The organism is Thermomonas sp. XSG, assembly GCF_014678725.1.
Lineage (GTDB): Bacteria > Pseudomonadota > Gammaproteobacteria > Xanthomonadales > Xanthomonadaceae > Thermomonas.
In genome coordinates this window covers 2,791,300-2,812,755 of record NZ_CP061497.1, presented here as the reverse complement: position 1 = coordinate 2,812,755, position 21,456 = coordinate 2,791,300, and the positions used below count along the sequence as shown (strand labels likewise).

The 21,456-nt window shown below is 68.8% G+C and carries 20 protein-coding genes and 1 riboswitch; of the genes, 8 read left to right on the top strand and 12 right to left on the bottom strand.

Annotated elements, in window-relative coordinates:
* Window positions 1–2 precede the first annotated feature (2 nt).
* The 5 genes from ICG51_RS13165 to clpS form a co-directional block, all read right to left on the bottom strand.
* Window positions 3–2,312: a ribonucleoside-diphosphate reductase subunit alpha gene (locus ICG51_RS13165; RefSeq protein WP_223809622.1), complete on the bottom strand. Its 2,310-nt coding sequence runs from the start codon at window positions 2,310–2,312 to the stop codon at window positions 3–5.
* A 270-nt stretch (window positions 2,313–2,582) separates the two neighbouring features.
* Window positions 2,583–2,822: riboswitch (cobalamin riboswitch) on the bottom strand.
* A 16-nt stretch (window positions 2,823–2,838) separates the two neighbouring features.
* Window positions 2,839–3,546: a 4'-phosphopantetheinyl transferase superfamily protein gene (locus ICG51_RS13160; RefSeq protein WP_190280783.1), complete on the bottom strand. Its 708-nt coding sequence runs from the start codon at window positions 3,544–3,546 to the stop codon at window positions 2,839–2,841.
* 66 nt (window positions 3,547–3,612) lie between these two features.
* On the bottom strand, window positions 3,613–3,939 hold the full coding sequence (locus tag ICG51_RS13155) for a hypothetical protein (protein ID WP_190280782.1): 327 nt from the start codon (window positions 3,937–3,939) through the stop codon (window positions 3,613–3,615).
* A gap of 35 nt (window positions 3,940–3,974) precedes the next feature.
* A complete protein-coding gene (clpA, locus tag ICG51_RS13150) occupies window positions 3,975–6,254 on the bottom strand; it encodes an ATP-dependent Clp protease ATP-binding subunit ClpA (protein WP_190280781.1) in 2,280 nt (759 codons plus the stop codon).
* 71 nt (window positions 6,255–6,325) lie between these two features.
* Window positions 6,326–6,655 carry an ATP-dependent Clp protease adapter ClpS gene (clpS, locus tag ICG51_RS13145; protein ID WP_190280780.1) on the bottom strand — a complete coding sequence of 110 codons (330 nt, stop codon included), beginning with the start codon at window positions 6,653–6,655 and terminating at the stop codon, window positions 6,326–6,328.
* A gap of 49 nt (window positions 6,656–6,704) precedes the next feature.
* Here clpS and ICG51_RS13140 point away from each other — a divergent pair, with 49 nt between their 5' ends.
* From ICG51_RS13140 to hflD, 4 genes are read left to right on the top strand one after another with little or no spacing between them, the layout of a single operon-like run.
* Window positions 6,705–7,169 carry a YbjN domain-containing protein gene (locus ICG51_RS13140; protein ID WP_190280779.1) on the top strand — a complete coding sequence of 155 codons (465 nt, stop codon included), beginning with the start codon at window positions 6,705–6,707 and terminating at the stop codon, window positions 7,167–7,169.
* Between the two features lies 1 nt (window position 7,170).
* The gene (locus ICG51_RS13135) at window positions 7,171–7,635 is read left to right on the top strand and encodes an NUDIX hydrolase (protein WP_190280778.1); all 465 of its coding nucleotides are present in this window, start codon (window positions 7,171–7,173) and stop codon (window positions 7,633–7,635) included.
* Window positions 7,632–8,762 (top strand): tRNA 2-thiouridine(34) synthase MnmA, encoded by a 1,131-nt coding sequence (mnmA, locus tag ICG51_RS13130; protein ID WP_190280777.1) that lies wholly within the window; start codon window positions 7,632–7,634, stop codon window positions 8,760–8,762. The genes ICG51_RS13135 and mnmA overlap by 4 nt, the downstream gene beginning before the upstream one ends.
* Window positions 8,759–9,370, top strand: a complete 612-nt coding sequence (hflD, locus tag ICG51_RS13125) for a high frequency lysogenization protein HflD (RefSeq protein ID WP_190280776.1) — start codon at window positions 8,759–8,761, stop codon at window positions 9,368–9,370. Before mnmA ends, hflD begins: the two co-directional genes overlap by 4 nt.
* 142 nt (window positions 9,371–9,512) lie before the next feature.
* Here hflD and ICG51_RS13120 read toward each other — a convergent pair whose 3' ends face one another.
* Window positions 9,513–12,428 (bottom strand): autotransporter serine protease, encoded by a 2,916-nt coding sequence (locus ICG51_RS13120; RefSeq protein WP_190280775.1) that lies wholly within the window; start codon window positions 12,426–12,428, stop codon window positions 9,513–9,515.
* 245 nt (window positions 12,429–12,673) lie between these two features.
* Here ICG51_RS13120 and ICG51_RS13115 point away from each other — a divergent pair, with 245 nt between their 5' ends.
* From ICG51_RS13115 to ICG51_RS13105, 3 genes are all read left to right on the top strand, one after another.
* On the top strand, window positions 12,674–13,849 hold the full coding sequence (locus ICG51_RS13115; RefSeq protein ID WP_190280774.1) for an acetyl-CoA C-acyltransferase: 1,176 nt from the start codon (window positions 12,674–12,676) through the stop codon (window positions 13,847–13,849).
* A 125-nt stretch (window positions 13,850–13,974) separates the two neighbouring features.
* The gene (locus ICG51_RS13110; RefSeq protein ID WP_028838191.1) at window positions 13,975–14,274 is read left to right on the top strand and encodes a hypothetical protein; all 300 of its coding nucleotides are present in this window, start codon (window positions 13,975–13,977) and stop codon (window positions 14,272–14,274) included.
* Window positions 14,275–14,482: 208 nt separating this feature from the next.
* On the top strand, window positions 14,483–14,773 hold the full coding sequence (locus ICG51_RS13105; protein WP_190280773.1) for a hypothetical protein: 291 nt from the start codon (window positions 14,483–14,485) through the stop codon (window positions 14,771–14,773).
* A 137-nt stretch (window positions 14,774–14,910) separates the two neighbouring features.
* Here the strand turns inward: ICG51_RS13105 and ICG51_RS13100 are convergent, their stop codons facing one another.
* The 6 genes from ICG51_RS13100 to rlmD form a co-directional block, all read right to left on the bottom strand.
* Entirely contained in the window at window positions 14,911–15,114 is a 204-nt protein-coding gene (locus tag ICG51_RS13100; protein ID WP_190282490.1) for a cold-shock protein, read from the bottom strand.
* A 132-nt stretch (window positions 15,115–15,246) separates the two neighbouring features.
* Window positions 15,247–15,996, bottom strand: coding sequence for an S-methyl-5'-thioinosine phosphorylase (locus ICG51_RS13095; RefSeq protein WP_190280772.1), 750 nt, complete (start codon window positions 15,994–15,996; stop codon window positions 15,247–15,249).
* Window positions 15,997–16,131: 135 nt separating this feature from the next.
* On the bottom strand, window positions 16,132–16,689 hold the full coding sequence (locus tag ICG51_RS13090; RefSeq protein ID WP_190280771.1) for a hypoxanthine-guanine phosphoribosyltransferase: 558 nt from the start codon (window positions 16,687–16,689) through the stop codon (window positions 16,132–16,134).
* Window positions 16,686–17,753, bottom strand: a complete 1,068-nt coding sequence (nagZ, locus tag ICG51_RS13085; protein ID WP_190280770.1) for a beta-N-acetylhexosaminidase — start codon at window positions 17,751–17,753, stop codon at window positions 16,686–16,688. Before nagZ ends, ICG51_RS13090 begins: the two co-directional genes overlap by 4 nt.
* The gene (locus ICG51_RS13080; protein ID WP_190280769.1) at window positions 17,754–18,281 is read right to left on the bottom strand and encodes a CYTH domain-containing protein; all 528 of its coding nucleotides are present in this window, start codon (window positions 18,279–18,281) and stop codon (window positions 17,754–17,756) included.
* A gap of 2 nt (window positions 18,282–18,283) precedes the next feature.
* The gene (gene rlmD, locus ICG51_RS13075) at window positions 18,284–19,630 is read right to left on the bottom strand and encodes a 23S rRNA (uracil(1939)-C(5))-methyltransferase RlmD (RefSeq protein ID WP_223809461.1); all 1,347 of its coding nucleotides are present in this window, start codon (window positions 19,628–19,630) and stop codon (window positions 18,284–18,286) included.
* 118 nt (window positions 19,631–19,748) lie between these two features.
* On the opposite strand from rlmD, the gene ICG51_RS13070 reads away from it, so the two are divergent.
* Window positions 19,749–21,359 (top strand): carboxyl transferase domain-containing protein, encoded by a 1,611-nt coding sequence (locus ICG51_RS13070; protein ID WP_190280767.1) that lies wholly within the window; start codon window positions 19,749–19,751, stop codon window positions 21,357–21,359.
* The last annotated feature ends 97 nt before the right edge of the window (window positions 21,360–21,456 follow it).

Genomic DNA, 21,456 nt, shown 5'->3' with positions numbered 1-21,456 from the left:
GTTCACTGGCAGGCCTCGCAGGCTTCCGGGTTTTCCAGCGAGCAGGCCACCGCCTGTGCAGGGCTGTAGTCGGACACGGTGGTCTTGGCGATCCTGGTGGCGGGGCGCGAGCGGAGGTAGTAGCAGGTCTTGATGCCCTGCTTCCACGCATGCATGTACATGGACGACAGCGCGCCGATGCTCGGGCTTTCCATGAACAGGTTGAGTGAAGCGGACTGATCGATGAATGCGCCGCGCTCGGCGGCCATGTCGATCAGGCTGCGCATCGGCAACTCCCACACCGTGCGGTAGACCATGCGCAGCGTCTCCGGGATCTGCGCCAGGTCCTGGATCGAGCCTTCGGCCAGCTTGATCGCATCGCGCATTTCCGCCGTCCACAGCCCCAGCTGCTTGAGCTCGGCGACCAGATAGCGGTTGACCTGCAGGAAGTCGCCGGACAGGGTTTCGCGCTTGAACAGGTTGGATACCTGCGGCTCCACGCATTCGTAGCAGCCGGCGATCGAAGCGATGGTGGCGGTGGGGGCAATCGCGATCAGCAGCGAGTTGCGCAAGCCGTGCTGCCGGATGCGTTCGCGCAGGGTGTTCCAGCGCCCTGCATGTTCCGGCGCCACGCCCCAGGCATCGAACTGCAGCTCGCCGACGGAGGCGCGGGTATCGGCGAACGAAGCATGCGCGCCACGCTCGATGGCCAATTCGCAGGAGGTGTCGAGCGCGTGGAAGTAGATCTCCTCGGCAATCCGCTTCGACAGCGCGCGCGCCGGTTCCGAGTCGAACGCCAGGCGCATGCGGAAGAACACGTCCTGCAGGCCCATGCAGCCCAGCCCCACCGGCCGCCAACGCAGGTTGCCGCGGCGGGCCGGTTCGATCGGATAGAAATTGAGGTCGATCACCCGGTCGAGCTGGCGCACCGCCAACCGCACGGTTTCGGCCAATTTCTCGAAATCGAAATCGCCATGCGCGTCCAGGTGGTGCGCGAGGTTGATCGAGCCGAGGTTGCACACCGCCGTTTCCTCGGCGCTGGTGACCTCCAGGATCTCGGTGCACAGGTTGGACAGGTGGATGACGTTGTGCGGGCGCAGGGTCTGGTTGCCGGCGCGGTTGCACTTGTCCTTGAAGGTCATCCAGCCGTTGCCGGTCTCGGCCAGCGTCCGCATCATCCGCGCGTACAGCTTGCGCGCCGGGATCGTGCGCGCCGCCTTGCCCTGCGCCTCGGCCTGCAGGTAGGCGCGCTCGAAATCCGCGCCGTACAGGTCGGTGAACTCCGGCACCGCGTGCGGATCGAACAGCGACCAGTCTTGGCCAGCCTCCACCCGCTGCATGAACAGGTCCGGCACCCAGTTGGCGAGGTTGAGATTGTGGGTGCGGCGCGCCTCGTCGCCGGCGTTGTCGCGCAGTTCCAGGAAGTCCTCGATGTCGGCATGCCAGGTTTCCAGGTAGACGCAGGCTGCGCCCTTGCGCTTGCCGCCCTGGTTGACCGCCGCCACCGACGAATCCAGCGTCTTCAGCCACGGAACAATGCCGTTGGAATGGCCGTTGGTGGAACGGATCAGCGAGCCGCGCGAACGCACCCGCGAATAACTCACGCCGATCCCGCCGCTGAACTTCGACAGCTGGGCGATCTCGCCGTAGCGCGCGTAGATCGACTCCAGCGAATCCTGCGGAGAATCCAGCAGGAAGCACGACGACAGCTGCTCATGGCGGGTGCCGGCGTTGAACAGGGTCGGGCTGGACGGCAGGTAGTCCAGGTGGCCCAGCCGCTGGTACAGCGCCAACGCTTCCGGCACGTCCTCGCTCAAGGCGCTGGCGATGCGCAGGAAGAACTGCTGCGGTGTCTCGATCACCTTGCGGGTGTGCGGGTGGCGCAGCAGGTAACGGTCGTACAGGGTGCGCAGGCCGAAATAGTCGAAACCCAGGTCCAGCGCCGGGTCGATGGCATCGTTGAGCTTGCGCGCGTTGGCCTGTACGAAGCCGAGCAGGCGGTCGTTGATCAGGCCCACTTCGTGGCCGCGGCCAACCGACTGCGAGAACGCGTGGATCTCCTGGCCGGAGACTTCCTTGGTGATGGTGTTGGCCAGCAGGCGCGCGGCCAGCCGGCCGTATTCGGGTTCTTCGCCGATCAGCAGCGCGGCGGTGCGGATCGACAGCTCGTCCAGCTCCTGCGTGGTCGCGCCGTTGTACAGGCCGGAGATGGTGCGGGTGGCGACGCGCATCGGATCCACCGCATGCAGCCCGTCGCAGCAGCGCTGGACGGCGCGCACGATCTTGTTGAGATCGACCGGCTCGGTGCTGCCGTTGCGCTTGGTCACCGCCATGGCGGTGGCGGTGGGTGGCGGGGTGAGGTCGAACGCGGGCGCGGCGGCCGGGGCTTCGGCGGGCGCTTCGGCAATCAAGGTCTGTGACATCTGGCGTCTCCATGCGGATGCACGGGCCCGGCCTGTCCCTCGCAGGCGCGGATGGCATCGGAAACGTCAGGGTGGAAGCGCGGTGTCGCACGGCCTGCGATCCGGCACGGCCTGCGTGCACGGCGACCCTGCTGCACCAGCCATCTCCCCCCGGAGATTCTTCGGCCGGCACCGCGCGGCGTGCTTCGCGCGGCTGTCGGCAGGTCTTCGGACTCGTGGATGTGGCGGGCCATGGGCCCGACCGCCTTGGTCGCCGCTTCCCAGGGCCACCGCCCCAGTGCGAATCGCGACTTCGTCTCCACCTACCGCTGCGGGGCAGTGCCGGGATTGGCGCGCCATTCCGAAAGAATGCACGCCGCACCGGCTTCCCTTTTCATCCGACAGGTTGTGCCCGCCAGAACCGACGACCCCAAGATAAGGGGGATGCCGCAGCCGGTCAATCCTGACCCTGCGAGTTCCCGACGCTCTCGGTGAAGTGCCAGCAGGCCGGCGACCCGGCCACGCCTTCGATCCGCTCCAGCCGCGTTCCGGGCGTCAGCGCCAGCGCCAGCGCGCCATTGCCGAAGCGCCAACCGAACGCTTCCGCAGCGGCCGGGCTGGCAGGCCGCGCAGTGAGCGCGCGCGCGGCGCGGGGTTGCAGGCCCGCGCCGCTACGCTTGCCGTGCGCCTCCTTCAACGTCCACAGCGCGTGGAAGACGTCGGCGCGCATCGCCGGGTCCGCGGCTTCTACGCGCTCGCATTCCTCCGGTGAGAACACGAAGCGCGCGAGCGCGTTCCAGTCGCGCACGCGCCGCGGCAGTTCGACGTCCACGCCTACCGGCGCGTCGGCCAGCGCCAGTGCCAGCCAGTTGCCGCTGTGGCTCAGCGACACCTGCAGCGGCGCGGCATCGCCATCCACCCGCAGCAGCGGCCGGCCATCCGCGTGCGCGTCCAGCGCAATCCGACCCACGTCCAGCTGCAGCCACTGCGCCGCCAGCACGCGCGCCTGCCAGTGTCCGGCCAGGAATGTGTCGCGCCGCGACGGCGAGGTGATCGCCTGCAGGCGCTGGCGCTCAGCGTCGGTCAGCCAGTCCTGCCCCTGCGCGCCCGCTTCGGCGGCGGCCACGGCAACGGGCAGCAGGTGCAGGCGGGCGGAGGGATGCATCGAAGGAAGGCGCTGGATGTCAGCCGGCGCCGCGCAGCGCGGATCCGCCGAAGCCTGCGGCGTCCATCACGAAGCGGGACCGATCCGGATGGTGGCGTGGCGCTCACGTGCGCCCCTTGCCGCGACGCAGGTCACCGGCACGTCTTCGCCCCCTGCCCGGATCTTGCCTTCCGCATGCAGGGTGTTGCCGCTTTCGAAGTGACGGCCGGTCCACTGGTAGGTGGTGACGCCCTGCCCCGCGTACTGGGCGCGCGCCTCCTGTTCGCACCAGGACAGCAACTGGCTGGCAGCGGCGAACACGATCTCGTGCTCCGGGTGCTGCGCCGGCCTGTCGTTGCCGGCGGAGGAAGCGCCCGCAAACGCGAGGGCGAAGACGGCGACCATGGTGCGCATGCGGCCTCCTGCGTTGATGTCATGCCCGGGATGCGTCAGGCCAGCATCGCCGGCAGCAGCTTTTCGGGTTCGGCCTGCACGTCCAGCACCAGCTCGCCATCCACCGCGTCCAGCGCCACCCGACCACCCTCGACCAGCTTGCCGAACAGCAGTTCGTCGGCCAGCGGGCGCTTGATCTTGTCCTGGATCAGCCGCGCCATCGGGCGTGCGCCCATCAGCGGGTCGAAGCCTTGCTGGCCCAGCCATTCGCGCGCGCCCGGGGTGGCGGTCAGGGTCACCTGCTTCTCGTGCAGCAGCGTTTCCAGCTCGATCAGGAACTTGTCCACCACCCGCAGGATGTGCTCGAAGCCCAGCGCCTGGAACTGCACCACCGCGTCCAGCCGGTTGCGGAACTCGGGGGTGAAGCCGCGGCGGATCGCCTCCATCGCGTCCGGGCTGTGGTCCTGCTTGGTGAAGCCGATGCTGCGCCGCGCCGCCTGGGTGGCACCGGCGTTGGTGGTCATCACCAGGATCACGTTGCGGAAATTGGCCTCGCGGCCGTTGGTATCGGTCAGCGTGCCGCGGTCCATCACCTGCAGCAGGATGTTGAAGATGTCCGGGTGCGCCTTCTCGATCTCGTCCAGCAGCAGCACGCAGTGCGGCGTTTTGACGATCTTCTCGGTCAGAAGGCCGCCCTGGTCGAAGCCGACATAGCCCGGGGGCGCACCGATCAGGCGGCTGACCGAATGCGGCTCCATGTATTCGCTCATGTCGAAGCGGATCAGCTCGATGCCGAGCTGCATCGCCAGCTGGCGGGTGACCTCGGTCTTGCCCACGCCGGTGGGGCCGGCGAACAGGAAGTTGCCGATCGGCTTGTCGGGATTGCCCAGGCCTGAGCGCGCCAGCTTGATCGCGCTGGACAGGGTCTCGATGGCCGGATCCTGGCCGAAGATCACCATCTTCAGGTTGCGCTCCAGATGCTGCAGCACGTCCTTGTCGGACGCGCTCACCTGCTTGGCCGGGATGCGCGCCATCTTGGCGACAATGGTCTCGATTTCCTCCACGTCGATCAGCTGCTTGCGCGTGTCGGCCGGCAGCAGCCGCTGGCGCGCGCCGGCTTCGTCGATCACGTCGATCGCCTTGTCCGGCAGCAGGCGGTCGCCGATGTGCTTGACCGACAGGTCCACCGCGGCGCGGATCGCCTCGTCGGCGTAGGCCACGTCGTGGTGGGCCTCGTACTTGGGCTTCAGCCCCTTGAGGATCTCGACGGCCTCGCCCACGGTCGGCTCGACGATATCGATCTTCTGGAAGCGCCGCGCCAGCGCGCGGTCCTTCTCGAACACGCCGCGGTATTCCTGGAAGGTGGTGGAACCGATGCAGCGCAGTTCGCCGTTGGCCAGCACCGGCTTGATCAGGTTGGAGGCGTCCATGGTGCCGCCGCTGGAGGCGCCCGCGCCGATGATGGTGTGGATCTCGTCGATGAACAGGATCGCGCCCGGCTGCTTCTTCAGCGCCGCCAGCACGCCTTTCAGGCGCTTCTCGAAATCGCCGCGGTACTTGGTCCCGGCCACCAGCGCGCCCAGGTCGAGCGAATAGATCACCGCGTCCGCCAGCACGTCCGGCACCTCGCCATCGACGATCCGCTTGGCCAGACCTTCCGCCAGCGCGGTCTTGCCGACGCCGGATTCGCCCACGTACAGCGGGTTGTTCTTGCGCCGGCGGCACAGCACCTGGATGGTGCGCTCGATCTCGTCGGCACGGCCGACCAGCGGATCGATCCTGCCCGCCGCTGCGGCCTCGTTGAGGTTGCTGGCGAATTCGGTCAGCGGATCGCCCTTGCCCTCGCCTTCGCCGGCCTCGGCCTTGCCCTCGCCGTCCTGCGCGGACTGGCCCGGCTCGTCCTCGTTGCGGGCGATACCGTGGGACAGGTAATTGACCACGTCCAGCCGGTGCACGTCCTGCTGGTTGAGGAAATACACGGCGTGCGAGTCCTTTTCGCCGAAGATCGCCACCAGCACGTTGGCGCCGGTGACCTCCTTCTTGCCGGAGGACTGCACGTGGTAAACAGCGCGCTGCAGGACGCGCTGGAAGCCTAGGGTGGGCTGGGTGTCACGGCCATCGTCGTCGGCGAAGCGGCTGACCGACACCTCGATGGCGTTGTCCAGTTCCTCGCGCAGCCGCGGCAGGTCCGCGCCCACCGCGCGCAGCACCGCCTCGGCGGAGGGGTTGTCCAGCAGCGCCAGCAGCAGGTGCTCGACCGTCATGAACTCATAGCGCGCCTCGCGGGTGCGCTTGTAGCACTGGCCGATGGTTTGCTCGAGATCCTTGCTGAACATGAAAACCTGCCTTCGGGTACGTCAGCTCCTATGTAGGGCGCATTCGGCCCCGGGACAAGTGCCGATCCCGGTCAGGCCCGCTCCATCGTGCACAGCAGCGGGTGCTGGTTCAGCCTGGCGTACTCGTTGACCTGCGCCACCTTGGATTCTGCGATCTCGCGGGTGAACACCCCGCATACGCCGCGGCCACGGGTATGCACGTGCAGCATGACCTGGGTGGCGCGCTCCAGCCCCATCGAGAAAAACCGCATCAGCACGTCGACCACGAAGTCCATCGGCGTGTAGTCGTCGTTGAGCAGCAGAACGGTGTATTGCGGCGGGCGAGCCACTTCCGGGCGCGCCGGCGCCACCACGGTTCCGTGGTCGTGATCGCGCTGCGGCTTGTCGGGCTGGTTCGGCATGGGCAAATTATACGTCGCACCGCCCATCAACCCACGCACCGGAGCCTCCATGCGCCTGCCCCTGCTCGCCGCCATTCTGTTCGCTCTGGCCGCGCCCCCCTCCACGGCCGGCGATGCGTCGGTCCAGGCGCGCCTGGACGCGCGCGGCATCAGGTACGAGATCGATGGGGACGGCGATTACAAGGTCGTCGTGTCCTACAAGGCCGAACACCGGACCCAGCTGGTGTTCGTCTCCGGCGCCAGCGAATCGATCCAGGGCCTGATGGTGCGCGAGGTATTCTCGCCCGCCGGCAAGGTGGGCGCGGATGCCGTCGCCGCCAAGGCGATGGACCTGCTCGCCGAAAGCCGCACCCTGAAGATCGGCGCGTGGGAAATCGCCGGAGACGTGCTCTATTACGTGATCAAGCTGCCCGACAGCGTCGACGCCACCCAGCTGGAGGCCGCCATCGACATCGCCGCGGAAACCGCCGACAACAAGGAGATCGAACTGTCCGGCGCCAAGGACGAGCTCTGACATGAGTTATCGCGAAGGCCGTTTCTGGCAGCCGGACGTGACCGTGGCCACCCTGGTGGCGCGTGACGGCCAGCTGCTGTGCGTGGAGGAACGAGTGGGTGGCCGCCTGGTGCTCAACCAGCCCGCCGGCCATCTGGAGCCCGACGAAAGCCTGGTGGACGCCGCGCTGCGCGAAACCCGCGAGGAAACCGGCTGGCACGTGCGGATCACCCACCTGGTCGGGACCTATCAGTGGAAGGCGCCGGAAACCGGCCGGCATTACCTGCGCTTCGCGTTCGCTGCCGAACCGCTGGAGGAGATCCCCGGCGCGCCCCTGGACGAGGGCATCGTGCGGGCGCTGTGGCTGTCGCCGCAGCAGCTGCAGGCCGAGGCCCCGCGCCACCGCAGTCCGCTGGTCTGGCGCGCGGTCGCCGACTACCTGGGCGGCAACCGCCACCCGTTGTCGCTGGTGCGGCAGCTGCCATGAACGACGGCGGGCGCCGCATCGTCGTCGGCGTATCCGGCGGCGTCGACTCTTCGGTCGCCGCGCTGCTGTTGCGCGATGCGGGCTATGAAGTCACCGGACTGTTCATGCAGAACTGGGCCGACGACGGATCCGGGGAATGCCGCGCCGAGGACGATCGCCGCGACGCGGTGGCGGTCTGCGGGGCGCTCGGCATTCCGATCCGCTTCCGCGACTTCTCGAAGGAGTACTGGGACGGGGTGTTCCGCCATTTCCTCGACGAATACGCCGCCGGCCGCACGCCCAACCCGGACGTGCTGTGCAACCGCGAGATCAAGTTCAAGTATTTCCTCGACGCGGCGCGGGAACTGGGGGCGGATGCCATCGCCACCGGCCACTACGCCCGCGTCGACCACGACGGACACGGTTTCCGCCTGCTGCGCGCGGTGGACCGGAGCAAGGACCAGAGCTACTTCCTGCACCAGCTGGGCCAGGTCCAGCTGGCGGCCACCCATTTCCCGCTGGGTGGCCTGCACAAGAGCGAGATCCGCCGGATCGCCGCGGAACACGGCCTGCGCACGGCCGGGAAAAAGGATTCCACCGGCATCTGCTTCATCGGCGAGCGCGATTTCCGCAGCTTCCTGGCGCAGTACCTGCCGGCGCGCGAAGGCGAGATGCGTACGCCCGACGGCAGCCGCATCGGCAGCCACCCCGGCGTGTTCTATTTCACCCTGGGCCAGCGCGAAGGCCTGAACATCGGCGGCGTGCGCGGCCGCCCGCAGGCGCCGTGGTTCGTGGTCGCCAAGGACGTGGAGCGCAACATCCTGTACGTCGACCAGGGCCACGACAGCCCGTGGCTGCAGTCGCACGCATTGCGCAGCGAAGCCGCGCACTGGATCGCCGGCAGTCCTCCGGCGGCGCGCTTTGCCTGCACCGCGCAGACCCGCTACCGGCAGCCGGACGAGGCTTGCGAGGTCGAAGTCCTGGACGACGGCACGGTTGCCGTGCGCTTCGACCGCCCCCAGCGCGCGGTCACCCCCGGTCAATCGGTGGTGCTCTACGATGGCGACCATTGCCTGGGCGGCGCGGTGATCGCCTCCACCGACGCGCCCTTCCCAACCCCGGATACCAGCGAGACGACTCCCGCATGAGCAACCCCATCGACGACCGCGTGCTTGCCCTTGCCGGCCTGGTACAGGCACTGGCGCAAGTACGGCGGATCGCCGACACCGGCCAATCGGAAACCCGCCAGGTGCAGGCCGCGCTGGACAGTGTGTTCCGCATCGACGCCAGCAGCGCCGAGGCCGTCTACGGCGACGCCGGCGACCTGCGCGGCGGCCTGCGCCTGCTGCGCGACTACCTTTCCAAGGGCAACAAGGACGAGGCGCTGGGCAGGCTGGCGCTGGCCGTGCTGCAACTGGAGCGCCGCTTCGTGCGCAGCGGCGGCATCACCTTGAAGGTGCAGGCAGGACTGCGCCAGCTGGCCGGCGAGGCGAAGGCGCAAGGCAGCGTGCATCCGGACGTCATCGCCGAACTGGCAAGACTCTACGCCGACACCATCAGCAACCTGCGCCCGCGCGTGATGGTGCAGGGCAACCCGCATTACCTCGGCCAGGCCGGCGTGGTGGCCGAGATCCGCGCGCTGCTGCTGGCCGCGCTGCGCTCCGCCGTGCTCTGGCGGCAGATGGGCGGCAGCCTGTGGGATTTCGTGTTCCGCCGCCGCGAAATGGCGGCCGCGATCGACGCCAGGATGGCCTGACCACCGCATACCGCCCCACGCCCGGCGCCTATGCGCCGGCAAGGCCCGAAATTCCGTCGCGCGTCAGTCGACCCGCAAGCACGGCACCCTGCGGCCGCATTCCCCGCCCCGAGCCCTGGCACGGGCGCGGGGCGGGGCCGGATCAGAACCGGTACGACCCCCACAGCGATGCCATGCCGTCGGTACCGTAGTCGCCGTTGCGGCGACTGAGATCGAAACGGAAGGTGGCCCTGCTGCCGAAAGCCGCGTTCAGGCCGAGCCCGAACAACCGGCTGCGTTCGCCCAGTGCCATTCCCTGCAGCGGCGCCCACTGCTCCACGCCGGTGAAGCTGGCGTCGAACAGCTGGCCATGGGACGACAGCGTGCGTTGCCACTCGGCGCGGGCATCGGCGCGCAGGTCCACGCCGCCGACGCGCCAGGCACGTTCGCCGCGAAGACCGGCGAAGCCCTGCCAGCGCTGGCTGTCCCAGGCGTTGGCACGCAGTCCGAAACCGCTTTCGCCGCTTTCGACGAAGCCGTCGTTGGCCACGCGCACGAACTGCGCGCCCAGGTACGGCACCAGCGCCAGCGCGCCTGCATCGAAGCGCCGGCCGATCTCGCCGAACGCCGCCAGGTAATCGCCCGACAGTCGGGTGGCGGCCGCATCGCGCAGCCCGCCCAGCAGCAGCTCGCGCTGCATCTGCCGACTGAAGGTGCCCGAGGCCAGCTGCGCCTGCGCCTGCCAGCCATCGCGCCAGCCGGCCGCGTACAACTGCACCTCGCGCTGGTGGCCCCGGCTGCGATCGCCGCTGCCGTCCAGCCAGCCGGACTGCTCCAGCCGGTTCATCGCCACGCCTACCACCGCGCTGCGCCCGAGGCGCCAGTCGTTGCCGATCATGCTGCCGGTCGCGTCCATGCCCAACTGGCCGAAGCCGGCCCGGGCCAGCTCGCCGCTCGCGCTGAGATCGCGCACCCAGCCCCCGGCCCGCGACGGCGCCTGCCCCAGCGCATCGACGCGCTGGCCCAGCGCGCGGCGCCCGGCGTCGATGGCATCGAAGGTCATCGCCGCCGAGGCCGCATGCAGCTCGCCGGACAGACTGCGCAGCGAGGCATCCGCATTGGCCACGCTGGCCGACTGCTGCAGCGCGCCCGCAGCGTCGATGAACGCCGCACCGATCCCGGCCGGACCGCGCCCACCCAACTGCAGGTCGATCGCCTGCATCGCCGACTCCACCCGCACCGCCGAGGCCAGGCTGGCCCCGGTCAGGCCCATTCCCGCCACGGCCTTGGTCACGTCGATGCGATTGATGTTGAGGAAGACGTTATTGGGGTCGTAGGCCAGTGCAGCGTCAAGGAACACGTTGGCAGCCGCGCGCAGCGAGACGAAGGTGCCGGTGACGCCGCCAGTGGCGTTGATCAGGGTTTCCTTCGACGTGGTGGTGTAACCGCTCTTCACCCCGAGGATGGACATGGTGCCGTTGACGCTGGCCGACCCGGTGACCTTCAGCGCACTGCCCAGCCACACGCCCAGATTGCCGCTGCCGGACTGGCTGAAATTGCCGGCGATGCTCGCCGGCGTGGTGGCACCGCTCAGGAAGGCGCCGTTGTTGGTCACGTTGCCCGCGAACGCGCCGCTGGCCCACACCGTGGCGCCGCTGGCGATGGCCAGGTTCGACCGCAGCCCCTTGCGCACGTCCAGCCCGCCGGCGTTGACCTGGGTTGCGCCGGTGAAGCGCCCCGCCTCGGTCAGGGTCAGGGTGCCGCTGCCGCCCTTGACCAGCCCGCCGCTGCCGATGATCTCGTTGCGCCATACCGAATTGCCGGCGAACGCCACGCTGAAATCGCCCCAGGCGAAATTGCTCGGCCCCATCGCCGCCCTGGTCACGTCCAGCAGGCCCCAGCCAAACACGGTATCGACGCCAGGCACGCCCAGGTCTTTGGCACCGCCCAAGATCGCCTGCCGCACCTGGTCATTGCTGAAGTACGGGAACGCCGCCCACACCACCGCCGCCGCACCCGATACCTGCGGCGCCGCATAGGAGGTGCCGCCGCCCTGATACAGGCCGCTGGTGGCCTGCGAGGTCGCATCCGGATCGATGAACACCACGTTGCCTGGCGCCACCAGGCAGTAGTTCATCGCCGGCCCGCATTCCTGCGAGTAATCCGTCAGCCGGGTCGGATTGGCCGGGTCCAGCGCACCGACCGTGAGCCAGCCCTTTTCGAGGACGGCGTCGTTGGCCAGCGTCGGCAGCATCGCGTTGTCGGAAGGCTGGGGGCGGAAGCGCGCGTCACGACCGCTATTGCCGTTGGCGAACACGATAATGCCGCCGCGATTGACGGTGAAGTCCTTGTAGGCGGTGGCGAGCTCCTGCGACAGCGCCGGATCGCTCCAGTACAGCCCACCCCAGGAGTTGTTGATGATCTTCGCGCCGGCGTCGGCCAGTTGCTTGTGCAGATAGACGAAATCCTCGCCCAGGCCTTCACCCGCGTGAATCTCGTTGCCCGCACCGGAGCCGTCGTCCTTCGGCGGCGCGTCGCTGATGATGCGCGAGGACACGATGTTGGCGTTCTGGGCGACACCGCCTCCCCAGGTATCGGTCTGCCCGCTGTTGCTGCCGTCGCTGTTGAGGTAATTGCCGACCGCCGGCCGGCCGGCCGCGAGCGAAGCCACCGTAGTGCCGTGGCCAACCTTGTCGTCCACGCTGAGATCGTTCCCGCAGGCGGCGGTCGTGCAGATATTGATGAAATTCTGGGTGACGCGGCCGGCCAGGGTTGGGTGATTGCGGTTAACGCCGGAGTCGAGCAGGCCGATGGTGATGCCCTGCCCCTTGAGCCCGGCGCCCAGCGCCCCAGCCGCATTGGTCAGCAGCAGGTGGCGGTTGAGGCTGTTGTTGGCAAGGGAAATCGGGCCGGCGAGCGTCGGGACCGAGGGCGGGTTGACCGCCAGCGACGCATCGTTGGCGACGGTCGGAGTGAAGCCAGGACCGGAAGGCGTGACCGGCGGCGGCGTGGGCCGCACGTTGCTGCCACCCCCACCCCCGCCACAGGCAGACAACGCCAGCGCGATGGCGGCAGGCAACAAGGTTCCGGCCAGCCGGAGCTGCCGCTGCGATGCAAGATTCCTGTCCATTTCTTCCCCGACTCGATACGCAACCGCGCCGTCCGGCACGGTTTTCTGGATGGCGACTTTGTAAGCCCACTCGGCCGTTCGCGCAACGCCGGACGCGCGCGCACCAGCTGAATGCGGCACCGCAACATGGGCGCGTTTTCGAGCGATAATCGGGGTTTGCCGGCCCGTCCGGCCCCACGCAACCGGAGCTTTCCATGAGCGACGTCGTCATCGTCGGTGCCAAGCGCACCGCCATCGGTTCCTTCCTCGGCCAGTTCACCGGCACGCCCACGCCGACGCTGGGCAGCGCCGCCATCGCCGGCGCGCTCGCGCAGTCCGGGCTGGCCACCGGGCAGGTGGACGAGGTCATCATGGGCTGCGTGCTCCCGGCCGGCCTCGGCCAGGCGCCCGCGCGCCAGGCCATGCGCGCGGCAGGCATCCCCGACGCCGCCGGCGCCACCACCGTCAACAAGGTCTGCGGTTCGGGCATGAAGGCGGTGATGCTGGCCCACGACATCATCAAGGCGGGCTCGGCCAATGCGGTCGTCGCCGGCGGCATGGAGTCGATGACCAACGCCCCGCACCTGCTCAACGGTTCGCGCACCGGCGTGCGCTACGGCAGCGCCGAGTTCCTCGACCACATGGCCTACGACGGCCTCACCAACCCCTACGATGGCAAGGCGATGGGCATCTTCGGCGATGCCGCCTGCGCCAAGTACGGCTATGACCGCGCCGCCATCGACGCGTTCTCCGCCGAGAGCGCCCGCCGTGCCCAGGCCGCGCAGGCCGCCGGCGCGTTCGCCGCCGAGATCGTCCCGGTCACCGTCAAGACCCGCAAGGGCGAGGTGGTGATCGACAGGGACGAGGAGCCCGGCAAGATCGATCTCAACAAGATCCCCGAGCTGCGTCCGGCCTTCGGCAAGGATGGCGTGCTGACCGCCGCCTCGTCCTCCAAGATTTCCGACGGCGCCGCAGCGCTGGTGGTGATGTCGGCCGAGGCCGCGGCTGCCGCCGGGGCCAAGCCGCTGGCCCGGATCGTCGCCCATGCCACCCATTCGCAGGCGCCGGAGTGGTTCACCACCGCCCCGGTGGCGGCCGTGCAGTCGGTGCTGGCCAAGGCGGGCTGGAACGTGGCGGACGTGGACCTGTTCGAAGTCAACGAGGCCTTCGCCTGTGTGGCAATGGCGCCGATGAGCGACCTCGGCATCGCGCACGAGAAGCTCAACGTCAACGGCGGCGCGCTGGCGCTGGGCCATCCGATCGGCTGCAGCGGTGCACGCCTGCTGGTAACCCTGATCCATGCCCTGCAGGCGCGCGGCGGCAAGCGCGGCGTGGCCTCGCTGTGCATCGGCGGCGGCGAAGCGACCGCCATGGCGATCGAGCTGGCATAAGCCTTCCAGGCCCCGGAATGAAAAAAATACAGCCAACCGCTTGACACGCGGCTACGGCTTGTCATCATGGTGGAGCACGCATTGTCTGCGTTGCTCCAGATTATTCACGACGAGGAAACCGTATCATGTCGATCAACAAGATCCTGCTGGCGATGGCGCTGGGCCTGGCCCTGACCGCGTGCAGCAAGTCCGAGCCGGCCGCCGACGCCGCCGCCAGCGCCGAGACCCCGGCCGCTGACGCCCAGGCCGCCGCCGACTCCGCCGCCCAGGCTGCCGACGCTTCGGCCGAAGCAGCCCCGGCTGACGCTGCCGCCGCTCCGGCGGAAGCCGCTCCGGCTGACGCCGCTGCTGCCCCGGCCGAGGCCCAGGCTGCTGCCGACGCCGCCGAGCAGGCTGCGACCACGGCTGAAGAAGCCAAGAAGTAATCGGACCAGGCGGAGAACATCTCGCCCGATTCGTTACCCAAAAATCGGGAAAGCCGTCGGCATACCGGCGGCTTTTTCGTGTCCCGGAACCCCGGGGCTGTTTCGAGTCAGTGAACGACCCGCCGGCGCCTGCCGGATCGCTAAGCGCACTGGCGTTGTCTGATCCCAAAACCGCTGCATTTTCAGTCAACCCTCCCAGGAGATTTTCATGAACACCAAGCTTTTCGCGCTCCTCGCCGCTGGCGTCCTCGCTCTGTCGGCCTGCAAGAAGGAAGAGGCTCCGGCCGCCGACGCCGCTGCTCCGGCTGACGAAGCCGCTGCTCCGGCCGACGCCGCTGCCGCCGAAGCCGCTCCGGCTGCCGAAGCCCCGGCTGCTGACGCCGCTGCTCCGGCCGACGCCGCTGCTCCGGCTGCCGACGCTGCTGCTGCTCCGGCCGACGCCGCTGCTCCGGCTGCCGACGCCGCTGCCGCTCCGGCTGCCGAAGGCGAAGCGAAGTAATCGCCTGCCGGCTTCCAGCCGGTACGGAAAGGCCCGCCCTCACCGGCGGGCCTTTTTCTTTTGCGGAACCTGCCTCCATTCCGACACAAAAAACCCCGCACTTGGCGGGGTCGGGAATTTGCTGGCGTGCATCGACCTCAGGCGGGCTTGACCCCGGCGGCCTGGGCGCCCTTCGCGCCCTGCTGCACTTCATAACTGACCCGCTGGCCTTCCTGCAGGCTGCGGAAGCCCTTGGAGTCGATGGCGGAAAAATGCACGAACACGTCGGCACTGCCGTCCTCCGGGGCGATGAAACCGAAACCCTTTGCGTCGTTGAACCACTTCACGGTGCCGTACTGCATGGTTGCGAAGACCTCTTGCGAATGCGCGTGGTGATGGACTGGATCGGTCGTGCCGTGCGTCGGCACGGCGCGAGTATGCAACAGCCCCATGCCCGCGCAATCCTCCAGAACGGATTTCCCGCCGATTGACGGTCAACCCGCCAGCAGGCGTCGCAACAGCCCGGGCACGCCGGCCATCGCCATCTCGACGTTGTCCAGCACATCCTGAAGGGTGATGACCTCTTCCACGTCGGGTCCTGCTCCCGCCGCCCAGTTGGCGACGATGGCCAGACAGGCGTAGTCCAGCCCGAGTTCGCGCGCAAGCCCGGCCTCGGGCATGCCGGTCATGCCGACCAGATCGCAGCCATCCCGGCGCATGCGTGCGATCTCGGCGCGGGTTTCCAGCCGCGGGCCCTGGGTGGCGCCGTAGCAACCAGCATCGACCAGCGCCACGCCGGCCTGCTCCGCCGCGGCGATGACCTGCCGGCGCAACGCCGGCGTATAGGGATCGCCGAAATCGACGTGCAGCACCTCGCTGCCCGGCTCTTCGCACAGGGTGGAGATGCGGCCCCAGGTGTAGTCGATCAGCTGGTCCGGGCAGGCCAGCACGCGCGGGCCGAAGCGCTCAGTGATGCCACCGACGGTGTTCAGCGCCAGCACGCGGGGGGCCCCCAGCGCTTTCAGCGCAGCCAGGTTGGCGCGATAGTTGATCTTGTGCGGCGGCAGCGAATGGCCTTCGCCGTGGCGGGCCAAGAAGGCCACCCGCCGACCCGCGAAGGTGCCGATGCGCACCGGGCCGGACGGCGCGCCGTAGGGCGTGACGGGCTGGTGGCTTTCCACGTCGGCCAGTTCGCCCAGCGCATAGACGCCGGTGCCGCCGATGACGGCGAGTTCGATGCTCATGCAGTGCTCCTGTCCTGCTCCTCCCCTTGCGCGCAGCGCACGGGGAGGTTGGGAGGGGGTTGCTGTTCGCGCAACGCTGGAAAGCACCCTTCCCCAGTCCTCCCCTTCGCTACGCGAAACGGAGGGGGTGGAAAATCAATCGCCCAGCGCATAGATCGCCGGCAGGTTGCGGCCCTGCTCGTAGTAGTCCATGCCGTAGCCGAAAACGTAAGCATCGGGCACCTGCACGCCGACGTGATCGACGGCGATGCCCTCGACGCAGCGGTCGTGGACCTTTTCCGCCAGCACCGCGATCCGGACCTCGGCCGCGCCCTGGTCCTCGCACCATTGCTTCACCGCCAGCAGGGTATGCCCCTCGTCGAGGATGTCGTCCGCCAGCAGTACCTTGCGCCCGTGCATCGGCGTGGCCGGACGGTGCAGCCAGGCCAGGCCCGAGCCGCTGGTCTGGCCGCGGTAGCGGGTGGCGTGCAGGTAGTCGAACTGCAGGTCCAGCCCGCGCTCGCCCAGCGCGAACGCCAGCTGCGCGGCGAACGGCAGCCCGCCGTTCATCACCGTCAGGTACAGCGGCACCTCGCCGTCGCCGTAGGCCGCACGGATCTCGCCAGCCATCCGCACGATGGCATGCTCCAGCGCCGGGCGGTCGAACAGGACCTGCGACGATGCCAATGCATCGCCCAGCTTCGGTGTACTCATGCTACGTCTCCCATGTTGGTAGCGCCCGACAGCACATCGGTTGCCAGCGACGGCGCGCGCACGTCTTCCAGCCGGGCCTGCGCGTCGGTGCGGCGCGCATCCGCCAGCAGCCCGTCCCAGCCCAGCGCACCGCGACCCAGCAGGCCGACCAGCGCCATCGTATTGAGCCGGCGGCCTTCGATCGCCGCCAGCGCCTCGTCCACCTGCTGGGTGTGACTGACCAGCACCACGTCGCAGCCGGCGTCCAGGTGCGCGTCGATGCGCGCCTTGATCCCGCCCACCGCGCCGGCGGCGGCCATGCCGATGTCGTCGGAAAACACCACCCCGCGGAAGCCCAGGCCGCCGTTGGCCACGTCACCGCGCAGGATCTCCTCGATCCAGCGCCGCGAGCAGCCGGCAGGCTCGGCGGCCACCTGCGGATAGGTGACGTGCGCAGTCATCACCGCGTCGGCGCCGGCGGCGATGCCGGCGGCGAACGGCACCAGGTCGTGCGCACGGATCTCGTCCAGCGGACGCGGGTCGATGGCCGCATCGTGGTGGGTGTCTTCCAGCACCGAGCCATGGCCGGGGAAGTGCTTGAGCGTGGCGGCCATCCCGGCTTCGTGCATGCCCTGCACGTAGACGCGGGCGAACGCGGCCACCACCTCGGGATCGGCGGCGAACGCGCGGTCGCCGATCGCACGGTTGCCGCGCGCCAGGTCCAGCACCGGGGCGAAACTGAGGTCCACGCCGCTGGCGCGCATCTCGCTGGCCATCAGCCAGGCGTGCTCGCGGGCCAGCGCCAGCGCCGCCCCGGCATCGCGCTGGTACAGCGCCTCGAAGCCGTGCAGCGCCGGCAGCTTGGTGTAGCCGTCGCGGAAGCGCTGCACGCGCCCGCCTTCCTGGTCCACGCAGATCAGCTGCGGGCGCGGCGCGGCTTCGCGGATCGACTGCGTCAGCTCCGCCACCTGGGCGCGCGAGGCGAAATTGCGCGCGAACAGGGTCAAGCCGGCGCAGGCGTCGTGCTGCAGCCAGTCGCGCTCGCGCGCGGTGAGTTCGTGCCCGGTGATACCGATCAGCAGCATTCAGCGTCCTTCCATGAGGTCCTGCGCCTGCCGCTCGTCGTCGCGCCACTGCGAGAACGAACGCGAGGCCAGCGCCAGATTGTAGTAGCGCGCGGCGTGGGTGGCTTCGGCGCCGACCCAGTCGGGCTGCGTGAAGGTTTCTTCCTCGCCCGCCAGCTCGATCTCGGCCACCACCAGCCCTGCGTTGTCGCCGAGGAATTCATCGACTTCCCACAGGTGCCCGGCATGCTCGACGTAATGGCGGTTCTTCTCGACCAGGCCGCCGACGCACAGCTTCAGCAGCGCGCGGGCCTCCGCCACCGGCACGGGATATTCGAACTCCTGCCGGGTAGTGCCCAGTTCGCGCGACTTGATGTTGAGGAAGGCGGCTTCGCCTTCGATGCGCACCCGCACCGAGGCCCGCATCGCCCCGGAATCCACCAGCGCCAGGTCGTTGAGGTAGCCCTGCGCCATCGGCACCACCTTATGCGCCGCCGTGCGCCAGCCGTCGCTGCGCGGCAGGAATTTGCGTTCGATCTCGATGCCCATGCTCAGTTCTTCTTCGGCGGATCGAACACCGCGATGGATTCCACGTGCGCGGTGTGCGGGAACATGTCCATCACCCCCGCTTCTCGCAGCGTCCAGCCGGCCTCGTTGACCAGCCAGCCGGCGTCGCGCGCCAGCGAGCCGGGGTGGCAGCTGACGTAGACGATCTTCTTCAGGCCCTTCAGCGGCAGCTGCTTGAGCACCTCGATCGCACCGGCGCGGGCCGGGTCCAGCAGCAGCTTGTCAAAGCCCTGCTTCAGCCACGGCTGTCCGGCCAGGTCCTGGGCCAGGTCGGCGGCGAAGAACTGCACGTTGCCCATGCCGTTGTGTTCGGCATTCAAACGCGCCCGCGCCACCAGCCCGGCGTCCCCCTCCACCCCGATCACCGCGCCGTCGCCGGACGCGCGCGCCAGCGGCAGGGTGAAGTTGCCCAGCCCGCAGAACAGGTCCAGCACGCGCTCGCCCGGCTGCACGTCCAGCAGGTCCAGCGCGCGGGCGATCATCGCCTCGTTCAACTTGGCATTGACTTGGATGAAATCGAGCGGGCGGAACAGCAGTTCCACGTCCCACTGCGGCAGCCGGAACGACAGCTGCGGCGCCTCGCCGCCGAGCGGATGCACGGAATCGTTGCCGCCTGGTTGCAGGAAGATGGCGAACCCATGCGCCTGCCCGAACGCGGCAAGCTTCGCCCGGTCCGCCTCGGACAACGGCTGCAGGTGCCGGAACACCAGCGCGATGGCGGCATCGCCGGCGATGAATTCGATCTGCGGGATGTCGCGGCGCGCGTCCATGCCGTCCACCAGCGCGCCCAGCGCGTCCAGCTTGAAGCCCAGCTGCGGAATGACGGTATGGCATTCGCGCAGGTCGGCGACGAAACGCGGGTCGGTTTCGCGGAAGCCCACCAGCGTCTTGTCCTTCTTTTCCACCCGCCGCACCGACAAGCGGCCCTTGCGCCGATAGCCCCAGGCCTCCCCACGCAGCGGCGGCAGCACCGCGGCCGGCGCCACGTGGCCGATGCGCTGCAGGTTGTCCAGCAGCACCTGCTGCTTGGCTTCGATCTGCCGGTCTTCGGACAAATGCTGCAGCACGCAGCCGGCGCAGACGCCGAAATGCGGGCAGCGCGGCGTCACGCGGTCCGGCGATGCGGCGAGCACTTCCAACGTCTTCGCCTCGTCGAAGTGCTTGGAGCGCGCGGTCTGCTGCACGGAGACGGTTTCACCCGGCAGCGCACCGGCAACGAACACGGCCTTGCCGGCCTGCGAGTGGCCCTCCGGCCAGCGGGCGACGCCACGCCCATCGTGGGTGAGATGGAGGACGTCGAGGGTCTTGGGGGTCTGGTCGAGGCGGGCCACGGCGCGTAAGGAGGTGGATAGCCGGTTATTGTCGCAGACTGCGGCAGCCGGCCCGTACGGGGGCAGCCGGTGCAGGCGGTATCCTTGGCGTTTTGCCGCCGCCGTACCGGACGCCCGCATGCCCGCGCTGACCTCGCAACTCGACACCCGTTCGCAGGACTTCCTCGACAACGCCGCCTTCCACCGCGAACTGGTGGCCGAACTCGACCGCCGGCTGGCGCGCGCGGCCGACGGCGGCGGCGAAAAGGCCCGGACCAAGCACACCGAGCGCGGCAAGCTGCTGCCGCGCGAGCGCATCGACGCCCTGCTCGATCCGGGCTCGCCGTTCCTCGAGATCGCACCGCTCGCTGCCGAAGGCATGTACGACGATGCCGCACCGGCCGCGGGCATGGTCTGCGGCATTGGCCGGGTCATGGGCCAGGAAGTCGTGATCGTCGCCAACGACGCCACCGTCAAGGGCGGCACCTACTTCCCGATGACGGTGAAGAAGCACCTGCGCGCGCAAGAAGTGGCCCGCGAGAACCGCCTGCCCTGCGTCTACCTGGTCGATTCCGGCGGCGCCTTCCTGCCGCTGCAGGACGAGGTGTTCCCGGACAAGGAACACTTCGGCCGGATTTTCTACAACCAGGCCCGGCTGAGCGCGGAGAACATCCCGCAGATCGCGGTGGTGATGGGTTCGTGCACCGCCGGCGGGGCGTACGTGCCGGCGATGTGCGACGAATCGGTGATCGTCAAGGAACAGGGGACCATCTTCCTCGGCGGCCCGCCGCTGGTGAAGGCCGCCACCGGCGAGGTGGTGGATGCCGAAACGCTGGGCGGCGCCGACGTGCACACCAGCATCTCCGGCGTGGCCGATCATTTCGCCGAGGACGACCGCCACGCGCTGGAGATCGCGCGCGGCATCGTCGGTTCCCTCAACCGCAAGAAGGTCGTGCCGGTAGCGACGCAACCCGCGCGCGAGCCGCTGTACCCGGCCGAGGAGCTGTACGGCATCGTGCCGAAGGACGCACGCCGGCCGTTCGACATCCGCGAGGTGATCGCGCGCATCGTCGACGGCAGCGAGTTCCAGGAATTCAAGGCGCGCTACGGCAAGACCCTGGTCACCGGCTTCGCCCACCTGCACGGCTACCCGGTCGGCATCGTCGCCAACAACGGCATCCTGTTCGCCGAGAGCGCGCTCAAGGGCGCGCACTTCATCGAACTGTGCAACCAGCGCGGCATCCCGCTGGTGTTCCTGCAGAACATCACCGGCTTCATGGTCGGCAAGAAGTACGAGCAGGCCGGGATTGCGAAAGACGGCGCCAAGATGGTGACCGCAGTGGCGTGCAGCCACGTGCCCAAGTTCACCGTGGTGATCGGCGGCAGCTTTGGCGCGGGCAATTACGCGATGTGCGGCCGCGCCTACGGCGCGCGCTTCCTGTGGATGTGGCCGAACGCACGCATCAGCGTGATGGGCGGCGAACAGGCGGCCAGCGTGCTGGCCACCGTGAAGCGCGACGGCATCGAGGCCCGCGGCGGGGTGTGGACGCCCGACGAGGAAGAGGCGTTCAAGGCGCCGATCCGCCAGCAGTACGAGGACCAGGGCAACCCCTACTACGCCACCGCGCGGCTGTGGGACGACGGCATCATCGACCCCGCCGACACCCGCCGCGTGCTGGGGCTGGGACTGTCGGCCTCGCTCAATGCGCCGATCGAGGAGCGCACCCGCTTCGGCGTGTTCCGCATGTGACGGGCGATGTGACTTCCATCGCATTCAATGGGTTGCAACAGCAACCTATCGTATTCAGCAAGGAAGTCGTCGCAAATCGGTGGTAGCCTCGACCCCT

Excerpts from the sequence above, each read along its gene's own strand:
- ICG51_RS13165 (WP_223809622.1), bottom strand. The coding sequence starts at position 2,312 with ATGGCGGTGACCAAGCGCAACGGCAGCACCGAGCCGGTCGATCTCAAC.
- ICG51_RS13160 (WP_190280783.1), bottom strand. The coding sequence starts at position 3,546 with ATGCATCCCTCCGCCCGCCTGCACCTGCTGCCCGTTGCCGTGGCCGCC.
- ICG51_RS13155 (WP_190280782.1), bottom strand. The coding sequence starts at position 3,939 with ATGCGCACCATGGTCGCCGTCTTCGCCCTCGCGTTTGCGGGCGCTTCC.
- clpA (WP_190280781.1), bottom strand. The coding sequence starts at position 6,254 with ATGTTCAGCAAGGATCTCGAGCAAACCATCGGCCAGTGCTACAAGCGC.
- clpS (WP_190280780.1), bottom strand. The coding sequence starts at position 6,655 with ATGCCGAACCAGCCCGACAAGCCGCAGCGCGATCACGACCACGGAACC.
- ICG51_RS13140 (WP_190280779.1), top strand. The coding sequence starts at position 6,705 with ATGCGCCTGCCCCTGCTCGCCGCCATTCTGTTCGCTCTGGCCGCGCCC.
- ICG51_RS13135 (WP_190280778.1), top strand. The coding sequence starts at position 7,171 with ATGAGTTATCGCGAAGGCCGTTTCTGGCAGCCGGACGTGACCGTGGCC.
- mnmA (WP_190280777.1), top strand. The coding sequence starts at position 7,632 with ATGAACGACGGCGGGCGCCGCATCGTCGTCGGCGTATCCGGCGGCGTC.
- hflD (WP_190280776.1), top strand. The coding sequence starts at position 8,759 with ATGAGCAACCCCATCGACGACCGCGTGCTTGCCCTTGCCGGCCTGGTA.
- ICG51_RS13115 (WP_190280774.1), top strand. The coding sequence starts at position 12,674 with ATGAGCGACGTCGTCATCGTCGGTGCCAAGCGCACCGCCATCGGTTCC.
- ICG51_RS13110 (WP_028838191.1), top strand. The coding sequence starts at position 13,975 with ATGTCGATCAACAAGATCCTGCTGGCGATGGCGCTGGGCCTGGCCCTG.
- ICG51_RS13105 (WP_190280773.1), top strand. The coding sequence starts at position 14,483 with ATGAACACCAAGCTTTTCGCGCTCCTCGCCGCTGGCGTCCTCGCTCTG.
- ICG51_RS13100 (WP_190282490.1), bottom strand. The coding sequence starts at position 15,114 with ATGCAGTACGGCACCGTGAAGTGGTTCAACGACGCAAAGGGTTTCGGT.
- ICG51_RS13095 (WP_190280772.1), bottom strand. The coding sequence starts at position 15,996 with ATGAGCATCGAACTCGCCGTCATCGGCGGCACCGGCGTCTATGCGCTG.
- ICG51_RS13090 (WP_190280771.1), bottom strand. The coding sequence starts at position 16,689 with ATGAGTACACCGAAGCTGGGCGATGCATTGGCATCGTCGCAGGTCCTG.
- nagZ (WP_190280770.1), bottom strand. The coding sequence starts at position 17,753 with ATGCTGCTGATCGGTATCACCGGGCACGAACTCACCGCGCGCGAGCGC.
- ICG51_RS13080 (WP_190280769.1), bottom strand. The coding sequence starts at position 18,281 with ATGGGCATCGAGATCGAACGCAAATTCCTGCCGCGCAGCGACGGCTGG.
- ICG51_RS13070 (WP_190280767.1), top strand. The coding sequence starts at position 19,749 with ATGCCCGCGCTGACCTCGCAACTCGACACCCGTTCGCAGGACTTCCTC.